Source organism: Streptomyces sp. CB02959, from assembly GCF_002803155.1.
Taxonomy (GTDB): domain Bacteria; phylum Actinomycetota; class Actinomycetes; order Streptomycetales; family Streptomycetaceae; genus Streptomyces.
Genome location: NZ_NNBP01000001.1, coordinates 70,937 through 86,673 on the forward strand (window position 1 = coordinate 70,937; position 15,737 = coordinate 86,673).

General features: G+C 70.3%; 14 protein-coding genes. 4 read left to right on the forward strand and 10 right to left on the reverse strand.

All coding sequences use genetic code 11. The features are described from left to right. Nucleotides 1-76: 76 nt before the first annotated feature. The 7 genes from CG747_RS00285 to CG747_RS00315 form a co-directional block, all read right to left on the reverse strand. Nucleotides 77-349, reverse strand: coding sequence for a hypothetical protein (locus CG747_RS00285; RefSeq protein WP_100599536.1), 273 nt, complete (start codon nt 347-349; stop codon nt 77-79). Nucleotides 350-533: 184 nt separating this feature from the next. After that, a complete protein-coding gene (locus tag CG747_RS00290) occupies nt 534-1,964 on the reverse strand; it encodes an FAD-binding oxidoreductase (RefSeq protein ID WP_257980154.1) in 1,431 nt (476 codons plus the stop codon). 14 nt (nt 1,965-1,978) lie between these two features. Continuing rightward, nucleotides 1,979-2,863 (reverse strand): ABC transporter permease, encoded by an 885-nt coding sequence (locus CG747_RS00295; RefSeq protein WP_100599538.1) that lies wholly within the window; start codon nt 2,861-2,863, stop codon nt 1,979-1,981. After that, nucleotides 2,863-3,801 (reverse strand): ABC transporter permease, encoded by a 939-nt coding sequence (locus CG747_RS00300; protein WP_100599539.1) that lies wholly within the window; start codon nt 3,799-3,801, stop codon nt 2,863-2,865. Before CG747_RS00300 ends, CG747_RS00295 begins: the two co-directional genes overlap by 1 nt. Next, nucleotides 3,798-4,961: an ABC transporter ATP-binding protein gene (locus tag CG747_RS00305; protein ID WP_100599540.1), complete on the reverse strand. Its 1,164-nt coding sequence runs from the start codon at nt 4,959-4,961 to the stop codon at nt 3,798-3,800. The genes CG747_RS00300 and CG747_RS00305 overlap by 4 nt, the downstream gene beginning before the upstream one ends. 79 nt (nt 4,962-5,040) lie before the next feature. Beyond that, a complete protein-coding gene (locus tag CG747_RS00310) occupies nt 5,041-6,306 on the reverse strand; it encodes a spermidine/putrescine ABC transporter substrate-binding protein (protein WP_100599541.1) in 1,266 nt (421 codons plus the stop codon). Between the two features lie 123 nt (nt 6,307-6,429). Continuing rightward, nucleotides 6,430-7,947 (reverse strand): gamma-aminobutyraldehyde dehydrogenase, encoded by a 1,518-nt coding sequence (locus CG747_RS00315; protein ID WP_100599542.1) that lies wholly within the window; start codon nt 7,945-7,947, stop codon nt 6,430-6,432. 202 nt (nt 7,948-8,149) lie between these two features. Here CG747_RS00315 and CG747_RS00320 point away from each other — a divergent pair, with 202 nt between their 5' ends. Continuing rightward, nucleotides 8,150-8,770, forward strand: coding sequence for an NADAR family protein (locus tag CG747_RS00320; protein ID WP_100599543.1), 621 nt, complete (start codon nt 8,150-8,152; stop codon nt 8,768-8,770). A gap of 282 nt (nt 8,771-9,052) precedes the next feature. Continuing rightward, a complete protein-coding gene (locus tag CG747_RS00325) occupies nt 9,053-10,075 on the forward strand; it encodes an adenosine deaminase (RefSeq protein WP_100599544.1) in 1,023 nt (340 codons plus the stop codon). Nucleotides 10,076-10,204: 129 nt separating this feature from the next. Here the strand turns inward: CG747_RS00325 and CG747_RS00330 are convergent, their stop codons facing one another. From CG747_RS00330 to CG747_RS00340, 3 genes are all read right to left on the reverse strand, one after another. After that, a complete protein-coding gene (locus CG747_RS00330; protein WP_100599545.1) occupies nt 10,205-10,777 on the reverse strand; it encodes an HXXEE domain-containing protein in 573 nt (190 codons plus the stop codon). Nucleotides 10,778-10,849: 72 nt separating this feature from the next. Beyond that, the gene (locus tag CG747_RS00335) at nt 10,850-12,031 is read right to left on the reverse strand and encodes a spermidine/putrescine ABC transporter substrate-binding protein (RefSeq protein ID WP_100599546.1); all 1,182 of its coding nucleotides are present in this window, start codon (nt 12,029-12,031) and stop codon (nt 10,850-10,852) included. 134 nt (nt 12,032-12,165) lie between these two features. Then, entirely contained in the window at nt 12,166-13,620 is a 1,455-nt protein-coding gene (locus CG747_RS00340; RefSeq protein ID WP_100599547.1) for a gamma-aminobutyraldehyde dehydrogenase, read from the reverse strand. Between the two features lie 174 nt (nt 13,621-13,794). Between CG747_RS00340 and CG747_RS00345 the strand changes: the two genes are divergently transcribed. Together CG747_RS00345 and CG747_RS00350 are read left to right on the forward strand one after the other, a co-directional pair. Then, complete coding sequence (locus CG747_RS00345; protein WP_100599548.1) at nt 13,795-14,274, forward strand: Lrp/AsnC family transcriptional regulator; 480 nt, start codon at nt 13,795-13,797, stop codon at nt 14,272-14,274. 2 nt (nt 14,275-14,276) lie between these two features. Beyond that, nucleotides 14,277-15,638, forward strand: coding sequence for an aspartate aminotransferase family protein (locus tag CG747_RS00350; RefSeq protein WP_100599549.1), 1,362 nt, complete (start codon nt 14,277-14,279; stop codon nt 15,636-15,638). The last annotated feature ends 99 nt before the right edge of the window (nt 15,639-15,737 follow it).

The following is a 15,737-nucleotide window of genomic DNA, read 5'->3' on the forward strand; positions in this document are numbered from 1 at the left end:
CCGGTGGCCGCTGTTGATCCGCTAACACCTGGCTAACACCGTGCGGGTCCGGATCATCGGGTCCGGACCCGCGCGCTCACCGCCCCCGGTCGGGGGCCGCGACCGCCGTGTGCAGCGCCAGCTCCAGCGCGACCGGGTCGGTGAGCGTCCCGGAGCCGTCCGGCGGGACCAGCCAGCGGACGCCGCCGGTCGCCCGGCCGGGGTGGGGCACCAGGACGTCCCAGCAGCGGCCGGCCTCCAACAGGGCCACCCCGAGCGGATTGCGCTCCCATGCGCGGCGGCAGGCGTCGGGGTCCGGTGCGGCCGACACCAGCCAGTCCACTGCGGCGTTCGCCCCCGTGGTGGTCATCTCTTCCGCTCCCCTTTCCCGGCCCGGGCGGGCCGTGTCACTCAGGGGAGAAGGGGGCGCGCGGTGATCCTTACGCGGGTCGGCGGAGGAATTTGCCCGCGCGGGCGCGAGGCCCGGGAACGCGCGAGGGGCGGGCGGCCGCGCGGGCCGCCCGCCCCGGACGGGCGTCGGAAGGATCAGCCGGTCAGCTGTCGAAGCCCAGACCGACCTTGTCCATGGCCTTGAGCCACAGGTTGCGCCGGCCGCCGTTCTCGTCGGCGCGGGTCATCGACCACTGGGTGATGCCGATGCCCAGCGAACGCACCGGCTCGGGCGGGAACGGCAGCGGCTTGCTCCGCACCATCTCCAGTTCGGTCCGCTCGGTGCGCTCCCCCGACAGCAGGTCCAGCATCACCTCCGCGCCGAAGCGGGTGGCGCCGACGCCGAGGCCGGTGTAGCCGAGCGCATACGCCGTCCGGCCGCCGTGGGCGGTGCCGAAGAACGCCGAGAAACGGGAGCAGGTGTCGATCGCGCCGCCCCAGGTGTGGGTGAAGCGGAGGCCCTCCAACTGCGGGAAGCAGGTGAAGAAGTGCTGGGCGAGCTTGCGGTAGGTGTCCGGGTGGTGGTCGTACTCGGCCCGGACGCCGCCGCCGTAGCGGTAGATGATGTCGTAGCCGCCCCACAGGATGCGGTTGTCGGCGGTGATGCGGAAGTAGTGGAAGTGGTTGGCGCTGTCGCTCAGGCCCGGCCGGTTCTTCCAGCCGATGGCGGCGAGCTGCTCGGCGCTGAGCGGCTCCGTCATCAGGGCGTAGTCGTAGACCGGCGCGACGAACGGGCGGATCCGCTTGACCAGCGACGGGAAGGCGTTGGTGGCCAGCGCCGCGTGCTGGGCGAAGACCCGGCCGTACGGGGTGCGGACCGCGATGCCCGCGCCGCGCGAGGACAGCTCGGTGCCGGGGGTGTGCTCGTAGATGCGGACGCCCAGGGAGCGGCAGGCCCGCTTCAGGCCCCAGGCGAGCTTGGCCGGGTGCACCATGGCGACGCCGGTGCGGTCCCAGAGGCCGGCGAGGAAGGTGGGCGAGTCGACCTCGGCGCGCACCGCGTCGCGGTCGAGGAACTCCTGCCCGGCCACGCCGAGTTGCTCGGCCTCCTCGGCCATCTCGCGGAGCTCGGCGACCTGGTGCGGGGCGGTGGCGACGTCGATCTCGCCGGTGCGCTCGAAGTCGCAGTCGATGGCGTAGCGGGCTACGGCGTCCTCGATGGCGTCGAGGTTGCGGGCGCCCAGCTCCTCCAGTTTGGCGAGTTCGCCGGGCCAGCGGGACAGTCCGTTGCCCAGGCCGTGGGTGAGTGAGGCGGCGCAGAAGCCGCCGTTGCGGCCGGAGGCGGCCCAGCCGATCTCCTGGCCCTCGATGAGGACGACATCGCGGTGCGGGTCGCGCTCCTTGGCGAGCAGCGCGGTCCACAGTCCGGAGTACCCCCCGCCGACGACCAGCAGGTCGCAGTGCTCGTCGCCGACGAGTGCCGGTTCGGCGGCCGGCCGGGCCGGGTCCTCCAGCCAGTACGGCGTGAGGGCGGCGTCGGCCAACGCGTGGACGGGGGAGGCCCCCGAGCTCTTCGGCATGGCAGCTCGTGCCATGGTTCTCAGCTCCTCTAGCTGCGCTTGCTCCGATTGCGTCGCTTCCCGGCCACCTGGCCGGCAAGCACGCACAGGACGGCGACCAGGAACATCGCCGTACCGATGACATTGATTTGAACGGGTGTGCCCCGCTGTGCCGATCCCCAGACGAACATGGGGAAGGTCACGGTGGAGCCGGCGTTGAAGTTGGTGATGATGAAGTCGTCGAAGGAGAGCGCGAAGGACAGCAGGGCGCCGGCCGCGATGCCGGGCGCGGCGATCGGCAGCGTCACCCGCAGGAAGGTCTGCGCCGGGGAGGCGTAGAGGTCCTGGGCGGCCTGTTCCAGTCGCGGGTCCATGCTCATCACGCGGGCCTTGACGGCGGTGACGACGAAACTCAGGCAGAACATGATGTGCGCGATGAGGATCGTCCAGAAGCCGAACTGGATGCCCATGTTGAGGAAGAGGGTGGCCAGCGAGGCGGCCATCACGACCTCGGGCATCGCCATCGGCAGGAAGATCAGGGTGTTGACGGCCGCACGGGCCCGAAAGCGGTAGCGGGCCAGCGCGAACGCGATCATGGTGCCGAGGACGGTGGCGCCCACGGTGGCCCAGACCGCGATCTCCAGGCTCAGCCCGAGCGAGCCGCACATGTCGGCGACGCCGCACGGATCGGTCCAGGCGTCGGTGGAGAACCGCGTCCACTGGTAGTTGAAGCGCCCGTTGGGCTTGTTGAAGGAGAAGACCATCACCACGATGTTCGGCAGGATCAGGTAGGCCAGCGTGGCCAGTCCCGCCAGGGTGATGACGTTGCGGCGCAGCCAGCGCAGGCCCTTGCCGGAGCTGCGCCGGGGCGCCGGGGCGGCTGCCGGAGCCGTACGCGCGGTCGGGTCCTGCACGGGGGTGTCGGTTGCCGCCATCAGACCAGATCCTCCGTCCCGGACTTGCGGATGTAGAACGTGACCATGGCGAGGATGGCCGCCATGAGGATGAAGGAGAGCGCGGCGGCGGTCGGGTAGTCCAGGACCCGCAGGAACTGCGACTGGATGACGTTGCCGATCATCTTCTGGTCGGTGGAGCCCAGCAGTTCGGCGTTGATGTAGTCGCCGGCGGCCGGGATGAAGGTCAGCAGGGTGCCGGCGACGACGCCGGGCATGGACAGCGGGAAGGTGACCCGGCGGAAGGTGGTGGCCGGGCGGGCGTAGAGGTCGCCGGCGGCCTCGTGCAGCCGCGGGTCGATCCGCTCCAGCGAGGTGTACAGCGGCAGGACCATGAACGGCAGGAAGTTGTAGGTCAGACCGCAGACCACGGCCAGCGGGGTGGCCAGCACCCGGTGCCCTTCGGTGATGCCCAGGGCGCTGGTGACGTCCAGGATGTGCAGCGCGTTGAGGGCGCCGACCACCGGGCCGCCGTCGGCCAGGATCGTCTTCCAGGCCAGGGTGCGGATCAGGAAGCTGGTGAAGAACGGGGCGATGACCAGGATCATCACGATGTTCCGCCACCGGCCGGCCTTGAAGGCGATCAGGTACGCCAGGGGGTAGCCGAGTACCAGGCAGAGCACGGTGGCGACCGCCGCGTAGCCGACCGAGCGCACGAACTGCGGCCAGTATTCGGCCAGCGCGTCCCAGTAGGTGGCGAAGTGCCAGGCGACCTTGAAGCCCTCTTCGAGGGAGCCGGTCTGGAGGGAGGTCGACGCCTGGTAGACGAGCGGGGCGGCGAAGAAGACGACCAGCCAGAGGATGCCGGGGAGCAGCAGCCAATAGGGGACCAGGCGCTTGCGGGCCGGGGTCTTCCGTATCGGCAGCGCCTCGTCGCCGGTCTGCTCGTCCGGTGGCGCGGGGGCGGCGGTGGCGGTCATGCGGCCTCCTCGTCGAGGTCCGCGCCCGCTTGGATGTCCTGCGCCGCGTCGAGCCCGAAGGTGTGCTCCGGCTCCCAGTGCAGGACGATCTCGGCGCCGGGGACCAGGCGGCCGTCCCGGCCGATGTTCTGCTCGTAGACGGAGAGTTCACCGACGCCCGGGACGTCGACGACGTACTGGGTGGAGACGCCGATGAAGCTGGCGATCTTCACGCGGCCGACCATCCGGTTGTGGCCCTCGGGCACCGACCCGGCGTCGTCGGCGTGCGCCAGGGCGACCTTCTCGGGACGGAAGCCGGCCAGCACCTTGTCGCCCTTGCGGGCCGGGGTGCTACATCGGCTGGTGGGCAGCCGGAGCACGGCGTCGCCGACCGCCAGGACGAGTTCCGTGCCGCCCGCCTCGGTGACCTCGGCCGTGACGAGGTTGGAGGTGCCCAGGAAGTTGGCGACGAAGGTGGTGGCGGGGTTCTCGTACAACTCGGCGGGGGCGCCGAGCTGTTCGACCCGGCCGCCGTTCATCACGGCCACGGTGTCGGCCATCGTCATGGCCTCCTCCTGGTCGTGGGTGACGTGCACGAAGGTGATGCCGACCTCGGTCTGGATGCGCTTGAGCTCCAGCTGCATCTGGCGGCGCAGCTTGAGGTCGAGGGCGCCCAGCGGCTCGTCCAGCAGCAGTACCTCGGGGTGGTTGATCAGGGCGCGGGCGACCGCGACCCGCTGCTGCTGGCCGCCGGAGAGCTGCTGCGGCTTGCGGCGCGCCATCGGGCCGAGCTGGACCAGGTCGAGCATCTCCTCGACCTGCTTCTTGACGGACTTGATGCCGCGGCGGCGCAGGCCGAAGGCGACGTTCTCGTAGATGTCCAGGTGGGGGAAGAGCGCGTAGTTCTGGAAGACGGTGTTGACCTGCCGCTTGTAGGGCGGCAGGGCGGTGACGTCCTGACCGGAGAGGGCGACCGTCCCGGTGGTGGGCTCCTCCAGACCGGCGATCATGCGCAGGGTGGTGGTCTTGCCGCAGCCGGAGGCGCCCAGCAGCGCGAAGAAGGACCCGGCGGGAATGGTGAGGTCGAGCGGGTGGACGGCGGTGAAGGAGCCGTAGGTCTTGCTGATCCGGTGCAGCCGGACGTCGCCGCCGCTGCTCTGGGGGGTCGCGGTAGTGGTCATATGGGTCGTCCCGTGGGTCGGAAGGGGGCCAAACGGCTCGTGCGGGTCCGGTGTGCGGCCGGGCGCCGTCGGGGCCGGCTCAGGCGCCGGTGAGGTCGGAGAACTTCTGGTTGAACACCCGGTTCTCCTGGGGGGTGAGGGCGCGGAAGGAGTGGGACCGGGCGGTCATCTCCTCGTCCGGCAGGATCAGCGGGTTCTCCGCCAGCTTCCGGTCGATCTTGGCGAGTTCCTCGCGCACCCCGTCGACGGGGCAGGCGTAGTTGATGTACGCGGCGAGCCGGGCCGCGACCTTCGGCTCGTAGTAGTAGTCGATGAGCCGTTCGGCGTTGCCCTTGTGGCGGGCTTTGCTGGGCACCATCAGGTTGTCGGTGGACGTCATGTAGCCGGCCTTGGGGACGACGTAGCGGATGTCGGGGTTGTCGCTCTGCAGTTGGACGACGTCGCCGGCCCAGGCGACGCACGCGGCGAGGTCGCCCTTGTCCAGGTCGTTGGTGTAGTCGTTGCCGGTGAAGCGGCGGATCTGCTTGGTGTCGACGCCCCTCTGGAGCCGGGCCAGCGCGGCGTCGTAGTCGTCCGCGGTGACGTCCTCGGGCCGCTTGCCCATGTCGAGGAGGGTCAGCCCGACGGTGTCGCGCATCTCGGACAGGAAGCCGACCCGCCCCTTGAGCTGCGGGTCCTCCAGCAGCTGGCCCACGGAGTCGACGGTCCGGCCGCCGGTGGCCTTGATGTTGTACGCGATGAGCGCGGGGATGCTCTGCCAGACGTAGGAGTGCTTGCGGCCCGGGTCCCAGGTCGGGTTGCGGAACTGCGCCGACAGGTTGGCCCGGGCGTGCGGCAGGCGGTCCGCGTCGAGCGGCTGGATCCAGCCCAGGGAGATCATCCGGGCGCACATCCAGTCGGTGAGCACGATCAGGTCGCGCCCGGTGTCCTGCCCGTTGGCGAGCTGTGCCTGGATCTTGCCGAAGAACTCGTCGTTGTCGTTGATGTCCTCGGTGTACGTCACGGCGATGCCGGTGCGCCGCTGGAAGGCGTCCAGCGTGGGGTGGCGCCGGCCGTCGTCGCTGACGTCCATGTACTCGGTCCAGTTGGAGAAGTTCAGGCGCTTCTCCGCCGCGGAGTGGTCCACGGTGAGCGCGGCGTCGGTGCGGCCGGCGGGGGCGATCCCGCAGGCCGACAGGGCCGCGGTGCCGCCGACCGCGGCCGCCAGGGCGCCGCCGGCGCGCAGCAGCGAGCGGCGGGTCATGGCGAGCCGCCCGTTGGCGAGGCTGCGGCGCATGGCGGCGACCTCGTCCGCGGCCGGTGGGTCCGGGGGTGCCGGGGTTACGGGCTGCTCGTGGTGCTCCATGCGCGGTGGCCTTTCAAGGGGTGTGCCCGGCGTGCGGCCGGTGTGGCGATGCTGCGGCGCTGCCCTGCGCCGTCCCGGCCGCGGGCGGTGAAGCCAGCGGCCGGGGCGTCCCGTCGGACGGGGTCAGGCCCGGTCGCCGAAGATCGTCCGGTGCCAGTCTTTCCTGGCCACCCCGGTGATGTCGTACATGACGTGCTTGACCTGCGTGTACTCCTCGAAGGAGTACGCCGACATGTCCTTGCCGAAACCGGACGCCTTGGCGCCGCCGTGCGGCATCTCGCTGATGATCGGGATGTGGTCGTTGATCCAGACGCAGCCGGCGTTGATCTCGCGGGTGGCGCGGCCGGTGCGGTAGACGTCCCGGCTCCAGGCGGACGCGGCCAGCCCGTAGGGGGTGTCGTTGGCGAGCGCGAGGCCCTCGTCGTCGCTGTCGAAGGGCAGCACGACCAGCACCGGGCCGAAGATCTCGGACTGGACGATCTCGCTGTCCTGTGCGGCCCCGGTGATCAGGGTCGGGCGGTAGTACGCCCCCTTGGCCAGCGCCCCCTGGGGCGCCTCGCCGCCGGTGACGACGGTGGCGTAGCCCCGGGCCCGGTCGACGAACCCGGCCACCCGGTCCCGCTGGGTGTGCGAGATGAGCGGTCCGAGGTCGGTGGACGGGTCGAACGGGTCGCCCAGCCGCACGGTCGCCATCAGGTCCGCGACGCCGCTGACGAACGCGTCGTAGAGCGGCCGCTGGACGTAGGCGCGGGTGGCGGCGGTGCAGTCCTGGCCGGTGTTGATCAGGGCGCCGGCGACCGCGCCGTGCACGGCGGCCGCCAGGTCGGCGTCGTCGAAGACCACGAACGGGGCCTTGCCGCCGAGCTCCAGGTGGAGCCGCTTGACGGTCCCGGTGGCGATCTCGGCGACCCGCTTGCCGACGGCGGTGGAGCCGGTGAAGGAGGTCATGGCGACGTCCGGGTGGCCGACCAGGCGCTCACCGGCGTCCCGGCCGGCGCCGGAGACGATGTTGAGGACGCCGTCCGGGAGCCCGGCGCGCTGCGCGGCCTGCGCGAACAGCAGCGAGGTCAGCGGGGTGATCTCGGCGGGCTTCAGGACGATGGTGTTGCCCGCGGCGATGGCCGGCAGGACCTTCCAGGCGGCCATCTGGAGCGGATAGTTCCAGGGCGCGATGGAGCCGACCACGCCCACCGGTTCGCGGCGGATCACGGAGGTGTGGTCGCCGCTGTATTCGCCGGCCGCCTTGCCCTCCAGGTGGCGGGCGGCACCGGCGAAGAACGCGGCGTTGTCGACCGTCCCCGGAACGTCGAACTCTTTGCTGAGTTTGATGGGCTTTCCACAGTTCAGGGATTCCGCGGCGGCGAGGTCGTCGGCGTCCTCGGCGAGCGCCGCGGCGAAGCGGTGCAGCGTGTCGGAACGCTCGCCGGGCGTGGCCCGCGCCCAGCCCGGAAGGGCCTGCGCGGCCGCCGCCACCGCCGCGTCCACGTCACCGGTACCTGCGAGTTCGTACTGCAGGAAGGTTTCACCGGTGGCCGGGTCGACGAGGTCCTGAGTGCGGCCGGAGGTGCCGCCCCGCAGACTCCCGGCGATGAATTGCGCGCCCTCGGCGAATCGCTCGGTCACTTCGAATCGCTGGTCCATGGTGCTCTCCTCCGCCGGGCGCCGGGGCCGCTCAGCGGCACTGCCAGGCGTAGCTATTTCCGGAATCGATGGCCGATCCTGACAGAGCCGAAGGCGACCAACAAGTGATTCCGTTGTTGCCTTTTGGTTACGCAACGAATTCTGCGAATTCAGTGGCCCATAACCCCGACACGTTGTCAGTGCCCGCTGACAGAATCCCGGCATGATGCACAACACCCCGGCGACCGGCACCGGTCGCCCCGCGGACGGACCGCGCTCGGTCGAGGAGCTGCTCGCGCTGACCGCCACCGGCCGGCGGGTCAAGTACGTCCACTTCTGGGGTCATCGTCCACCCCGCGGCGGCGGCGTCGGGGTGAGCTGTTTCAGCCAGTGGTGGCCCGCCCCCTTCACCGTCGACGGCGTCCGGTACGCCACCGCCGAGCACTGGATGATGGCCGGCAAGGCCCGGCTCTTCGGGGACCCGGAAGCCGAGCGGCGGGCGACCGCCGCCGCGCACCCCCAGCAGGCCAAGGACGCCGGGCGGACGGTCCGCGGCTTCACCGAGGAGCACTGGCGGCGGCACCGCTTCGACCTGGTCGTCGAGGGCAGTCGGCACAAGTTCGGTCAGCACCCGGAGCTGCGGGAGTTCCTGCTGGGCACCGGCTCCCGCGTCCTGGTGGAGGCCAGCCCCGTGGACCGGATATGGGGCATCGGCCTCACCGCCGACGACGACCGCACCGCGGACCCGGCCCGCTGGCGCGGGCTGAACCTCCTGGGCTTCGCCCTCATGGCGGCCCGGCAGCAGCTGTCCGACGAGGACCACACGGAGGCCGCCGGGGCGTGACGGACGACGGCGGCGGGCGGGCGGAAGTGACGGAGGCACGTCACGGACGCGGCCGGGGTCCGACGGGGGTAGGCGGTGGTGAGTATCAGGTGACACGCGGCGCGCCCCAACGGGGGGAGGCGACAGTCGGCTGCCCGCCCCGGGACGCCTTCGGGCAGGGACGCCGGGGGATATACCCCACCGGGCCCCGCGACCGCCCCGCCTCCCCCATACGATGACCGGACCGCACCGCACCGTCCGCCGCGCGCACCCCACCCCGGCGCACTCCCCCAGGAGGAACCGTTGTCCGACCTCGACGCCTTCATCGCGGGCCTGCCCAAGGCGGAGCTGCACGTCCACCACGTCGGCTCGGCCTCACCGCGGATCGTCTCCGAGCTGGCCGCCCGGCACCGGGACTCCGCTGTGCCCAGCGACCCCGAGGCGCTCGCCGACTACTTCACCTTCCGCGACTTCGCCCACTTCATCGAGGTCTACCTCTCCGTCGTGGACCTGATCCGCGACGCCGAGGACGTGCGCCTGCTGACGTACGAGGTCGCCCGCGACATGGCCCGGCAGCAGATCCGCTACGCCGAGCTGACCGTCACGCCCTTCAGCTCGACCAGCCGCGGCATCCCGGACGCCGCCTTCGTCGAGGCCATCGAGGACGCCCGGAAGGCCGCCGAGTCCGAGCTGGGCGTGGTGCTGCGCTGGTGCTTCGACATCCCCGGCGAGGCGGGCCTGGCGGCCGCCGAGGAGACCGCCCGGATCGCCTGCGAGCTCCAGCCCGAGGGCCTGGTCTCGTTCGGCCTGGGCGGCCCTGAGATCGGCGTCCCGCGGCCCCAGTTCAAGCCGTACTTCGACCGGGCCATCGCCGCCGGGCTGCACTCCGTCCCGCACGCCGGCGAGACCACCGGCCCCGGCACCATCCGGGACGCCCTGACCTCCCTGCGCGCCGAGCGGATCGGCCACGGCACCAGCGCCACCCAGGACCCCGAGCTGCTGGCCCACCTCGCCGAGCACCGCATCCCGCTGGAGGTCTGCCCGACCTCCAACATCGCCACCCGGGCGGTGCGGACCCTGGAGGAGCACCCGTTGAAGGAGATGGTCGACGCCGGCGTCCTGGTCACCATCAACAGCGACGACCCGCCGATGTTCGGCACCGACCTCAACACCGAATACGCCATCGCCGCCCGCCTGTTGGGGCTGGACACCACCGGCCTGGCCGCCCTCGCCAAGAACGCGGTCACCGCCTCCTTCATGGACGACACGGCCAAGGCCCGGCTGTCGGCCGAGATCGACGCGTACGCGGCGGGCTGGCGCGGCTGAGACGCCCCGCCGCTCCTGCGTCCACCGGACAGGCCCTGGCCGACCGGCGTCCGGGCGGGCACCGGGCGGATTCACCGGGCGGCCCGCGGGCGGTTCACCGCCCGGCCGCCCGGTCCGCCCGGCCGCGTCTCACCCCTTGACCAGCCGCCGCGCCACGAGGTGCGAGACGGCGGTGGCGGCCGCCGCGGCGGCGATGCCCCGTACCGCGCTACCCGGGGTCGTGGGCCGAAGCCGTCCGGCCCGCCGCAGCCGCCCGCGGGCCCAGAGCGTGAACGGAATGACGAGCACGGGCGAGGTGGCGGAGCCCGGCGTGTAGCCGCGGGCGGTGGCCGCCTGGGCGAGGTGCAGCAGACCGTGCAGCCCGAAGCCGTCCAGCGTGGCCTGGAAGAACGCGGACCGGCCGCCGGTGCGGTACCCCCTGGCCGCCGCGGTCGCCACGATGGCCGCCATCACCGCCACCGCCGCCGCGAACTCCCGCTCGGTGACGCCCTCCAGGGCCCGCCAGACCCGCTCGGGCACCTGGGGGAACCGCTTCCGCAGCACCGGTACGTTCTCCCGCACCCAGCGCGGCCCGAACGCCACCTCCTCGGCGTCGTGCAGCGCCCAGGCGGCGAACAGCCCCAGGGTGACGGCCGGCGATATCCCGTCCTCGGACGACCTGGACGCCCCGGCAACCTTCGGCTTCACCACAGAGATCGACATAACTGCCGAGTCTGGCAGTCCAGTTGACCACCACGGACACCGCCCCGCCCCCAACACGGCCCCCTACAGCCCCTACAGCCCCACGATCCCGTTCCACGCCTTGGCGAATTCGGTCCGTTCCTTCGCCGTGATGTCCCGCGCGATGGACAGCCGCTTGCGCATCGCCCCGTCGGGGAAGATCAGCGGGTCCTCGGCCAGCTGCGCCTGCTCCTTGTCCTTGGACGAGGCGAGCACCTCACGCGCGGCCGGCACCGGGCAGACGTAGTTGACCCACGCGGCCAGTTCGGCCGCGACCTCCGGCTGGTAGTAGTAGTCGATCAGCCGCTCGGCGTTCCGCTTGTGGGCCGCGAGGTTGGGGATCATCATGCTCTCCGCCCACAGCTCCGCGCCCTCCTCCGGGACCACGAACTCGATGTCCGGGTTGTCCGCCTGCAACTGGATCACGTCGCCGGAGTACGCCTGCGCGGCGAGCACATCGCCGGAGTCCAGGTCCTTGATGTAGTCGTTGCCGGTGAACCGGCGGATCTGGCCCTTGCGGACCAGGCCGCCCACCTGGTCGATCATCCGGTGGAAGTCGTCGGCGGTCCAGCGGGTGATGTCGACGCCGTTGCCCTGGAGCAGCAGCGCGAACGCCTCGTCGAGTCCGGACAGCAGGGTGACCCGGCCGCGCAGGTCGTCCTTCCACAGGTCGGAGGTGTGCTTGATCTCCCGACCGAGCTTCTTGCGGTTGTAGGCGATGCCGGTGATGCCGGACTGCCAGGGCACCGAGTGCATGCGGCCGGGGTCGAAGTGCGGGGTGCGCAGCAGCGGGTCGAGGTACTTGGCGACGTTCGGCTGGGCCTTCCGGTCCATCGTCTCGACCCAGCCGAGCCGGACATACCGGGCGCACATCCAGTCGCTGATGACGACCAGGTCGCGCCCGGTGGCCTGGTGGTTCATCAGCGCCGGGCTGATCTTGCCGAAGAACTCGTCGTTGTCGTTGATCTCCTCGGTGTACGTCACGGAGATCCCGGTGCGCTTCTGGAACGCGTCCAGCGTGGGGCGGCGCTGCTTGTCGTGGTCGTCGACGTCGATGTAGAGCGGCCAGTTGGCGAAGACCAGCCTGCGGTCCCGGGCGGAGCGGTCCGGGGCCTCGCGGTCGGCGGCCTCGACGTACGCCGGCGGCACCCCGCATCCCGTCATGGCGGCCAGCGCCCCGGTCACACCGATTCCGCCCATGCCCCTGAGCAGCGAACGCCGCGAAAGATCAGCCATGGCGAGCACTCTCACGTGCCGCGGGCGGAGGCGGCAAGAGACAGAGCGTCAATTGCCGGGCCTCCGCCCGCGACGGTGTGTCGAGCGTTCCGTGTCGCTCGGCGGTGGGGATCCCCCTGTGAGGACCGGTCGGCTCAGCCGTCCAGCGAGGTCATCACGTGCTTGATCCGGGTGTAGTCCTCGAAGCCGTAGGCGGACAGGTCCTTGCCGTAGCCGGACTTCTTGAAGCCGCCGTGCGGCATCTCGGCGACCAGCGGGATGTGGGTGTTGATCCACACACAGCCGAAGTCCAGGACCTTGGACATCCGCATGGCGCGGGCGTGGTCCTTGGTCCACACCGAGGAGGCCAGGGCGTACTCGACGCCGTTGGCCCACTCCACCGCCTGCTTCTCGTCGGTGAAGGACTGGACGGTGATGACCGGGCCGAAGACCTCGTGCTGGACGATCTCGTCGTCCTGCTTCAGGCCCGAGACGACGGTCGGGGCGAAGAAGTAGCCCTTCTCGCCGACCTGTTCGCCACCGGCCTCGATCTTGGCGTGCGCGGGCAGCCGCTCGATGAAGCCCTTGACCTGCTTGAGCTGGTTGGCGTTGTTCAGCGGGCCGTAGAGCACGTCCTCGTCGTCGACCGCACCGGTCTTGGTCTCCGAGGCGGCCTTGGCCAGCGCGGCGACGAACTCGTCGTGGATGGACTCCTGGACGAGCACGCGGGTGGCGGCCGTACAGTCCTGGCCGGCGTTGAAGTAGCCGGCGGTGGCGATGTCCTCGACGGCCTTGGCGATGTCGGTGTCCTCGAAGACCACGACCGGCGCCTTGCCGCCGAGCTCCAGGTGGACCCGCTTGAGGTCCTTGGACGCGGACTCGGCGACCTGCATGCCGGCCCGCACCGAGCCGGTGATCGACGCCATCGCCGGGACCTTGTGCTCGACCATCAGGCGGCCGGTCTCCCGGTCGCCGCAGACGACGTTGAACACGCCGCGGGGGTGGCCCAGCTCGTCCAGGACGCTGCCGATGATGTCGGCGATCAGCACCGTCGAGGCGGGGGTGGTGTCGGAGGGCTTGATGACCACGGTGTTGCCCGCGGCGAGCGCCGGGGCGAACTTCCATACGGCCATCATCATCGGGTAGTTCCACGGCGCGACCTGGGCGCAGACGCCCACCGGCTCACGGCGGATGATGGACGTGAAGCCGTCCATGTACTCGCCGGCCGAGCGGCCTTCCAGCATCCGGGCGGCACCCGCGAAGAAGCGGATCTGGTCCACCATCGGCGGGATCTCCTCGGAGCGGACCAGGGCGATCGGCTTGCCGCAGTTCTCGGACTCGGCGGCGATCAGATCCTCGGCGCGCTCCTCGAAGCGGTCGGCGATCTTCAGGAGGACCTTCTGGCGCTCGGCCGGGATCAGGTCGCGCCAGGCGGGGAAGGCGGCCTCGGCCGCCGCCATGGCCGCGTCCACGTCCGTGGAGCCGGAGAGAGGGGCAGTGGCGTACGGCTCGCCCGTGGCCGGGTTGACCACCTCCGTGGTCCGGCCGTCGGCGGCGTCCCGGAACTCCCCGTCGATGTAGTTGCGCAGACGACGCAGTGCGGTGGTCACTGTGCGCCCCCTTCAGTGTCAGATGTCCGGTGGTTGGGATCCCACACTAGCCGCGCAAGCCACGTTTTCAACACACCTACACGCTTCGAACAACGGAATCAGTGAAATTCTCCTCGATCAACAACTGATTTCATCGGTTTGGGGTTGCCATACCGTCGGACCTCGTGCACAGTGATGGACGTGGCCACTCGTGACAGAAACGGCACTCCGTCGATCGACTCCGTCTCCCTGGCGATCATCGAGCAGCTCCAGGAAGACGGGCGCCGTCCGTACGCCGCGATCGGCAAGGCCGTCGGCCTGTCCGAGGCGGCGGTACGCCAGCGCGTACAGAAGCTGCTCGACCAAGGCGTGATGCAGATCGTCGCGGTCACCGACCCCCTCACGGTCGGTTTCCGTCGACAGGCAATGGTCGGCATCAACGTCGAGGGTGACCTCGATCCCGTGGCCGACGCCCTGACGACCATGGAAGAAGTCGAGTACGTCGTCATGACGGCAGGTTCCTTCGATCTCATCATCGAGATCGTCTGCGAGGACGACGACCACCTTCTGCAAATGATCAACAAGCGGATCCGCACGCTTCCCGGCGTCCGATCCACCGAGAGCTTCGTGTACCTCAAGCTCCGGAAGCAGACCTACACCTGGGGAACGAGATAGCAATGAGCGCCGACCTCTCCAAGACGGCGTACGACCACCTGTGGATGCACTTCACCCGCATGTCGTCGTACGAGAACGCCCCCGTGCCCACCATCGTGCGCGGCGAAGGCACCAACATCTACGACGACAAGGGCAAGCGCTACATCGACGGCCTCGCCGGCCTCTTCGTGGTCAACGCCGGCCACGGCCGGGTCGAGCTCGCCGAGGCCGCCTACAAGCAGGCCCAGGAACTGTCCTTCTTCCCGCTGTGGTCCTACGCGCACCCCAAGGGCGTGGAGCTGGCCGAGCGCCTGGCGAACTACGCCCCGGGCGACCTCAACAAGGTCTTCTTCACCACCGGCGGCGGCGAGGCCGTCGAGACCGCCTGGAAGCTCGCCAAGCAGTACTTCAAGCTCACCGGCAAGCCGATGAAGCACAAGGTGATATCCCGCGCGGTCGCCTACCACGGCACCCCGCAGGGCGCCCTGTCGATCACCGGTCTGCCCGCCCTGAAGGCCCCCTTCGAGCCGCTGGTCCCCGGCGCCCACAAGGTGCCGAACACCAACATCTACCGCGCCCCGATCCACGGCGACGACCCCGAGGCCTTCGGCCGCTGGGCCGCCGACCAGATCGAGCAGCAGATCCTCTTCGAGGGCCCGGAGACCGTCGCCGCGGTCTTCCTGGAGCCGGTGCAGAACGCCGGTGGCTGCTTCCCGCCGCCCCCCGGCTACTTCCAGCGGGTCCGCGAGATCTGCGACCAGTACGACGTGCTGCTCGTCTCCGACGAGGTCATCTGCGCCTTCGGCCGTCTCGGCACGATGTTCGCCTGCGACAAGTTCGACTACGTCCCGGACATGATCACCTGCGCCAAGGGCATGACCTCGGGCTACTCCCCGATCGGCGCCTGCATCATCTCCGACCGCCTCGCCGAGCCGTTCTACAAGGGTGACAACACCTTCCTGCACGGCTACACCTTCGGTGGCCACCCGGTCTCCTCGGCCGTGGCGCTGTCGAACTTCGACATCTTCGAGCGCGAGAACCTCAACCAGCACGTGCTCGACAACGAGGGCAACTTCCTCAGCACGCTGCAGAAGCTGCACGACCTGCCGATCGTCGGCGACGTCCGCGGCAACGGCTTCTTCTACGGCATCGAGCTCGTGAAGGACAAGGCCACCAAGGAGTCCTTCAACGACGAGGAGACCGAGCGCGTCCTCTACGGCTTCCTCTCCAAGGCGCTGTACGACAACGGTCTCTACTGCCGCGCCGACGACCGTGGCGACCCGGTCATCCAGCTGGCCCCGCCGCTGATCGCCGACCAGTCGGTCTTCGACGAGATCGAGCAGATCCTGCGCTCCGTCCTCACCGAGGCGTGGACCAAGCTCTGATCATCGCGTCACCTCCTGGTGCGCTAGTACACAACTGAACATCCAACGGCCCGGATTCGCTCGTTCCCATCCATACGAGTGAATCTGGGCCGTTGTGGC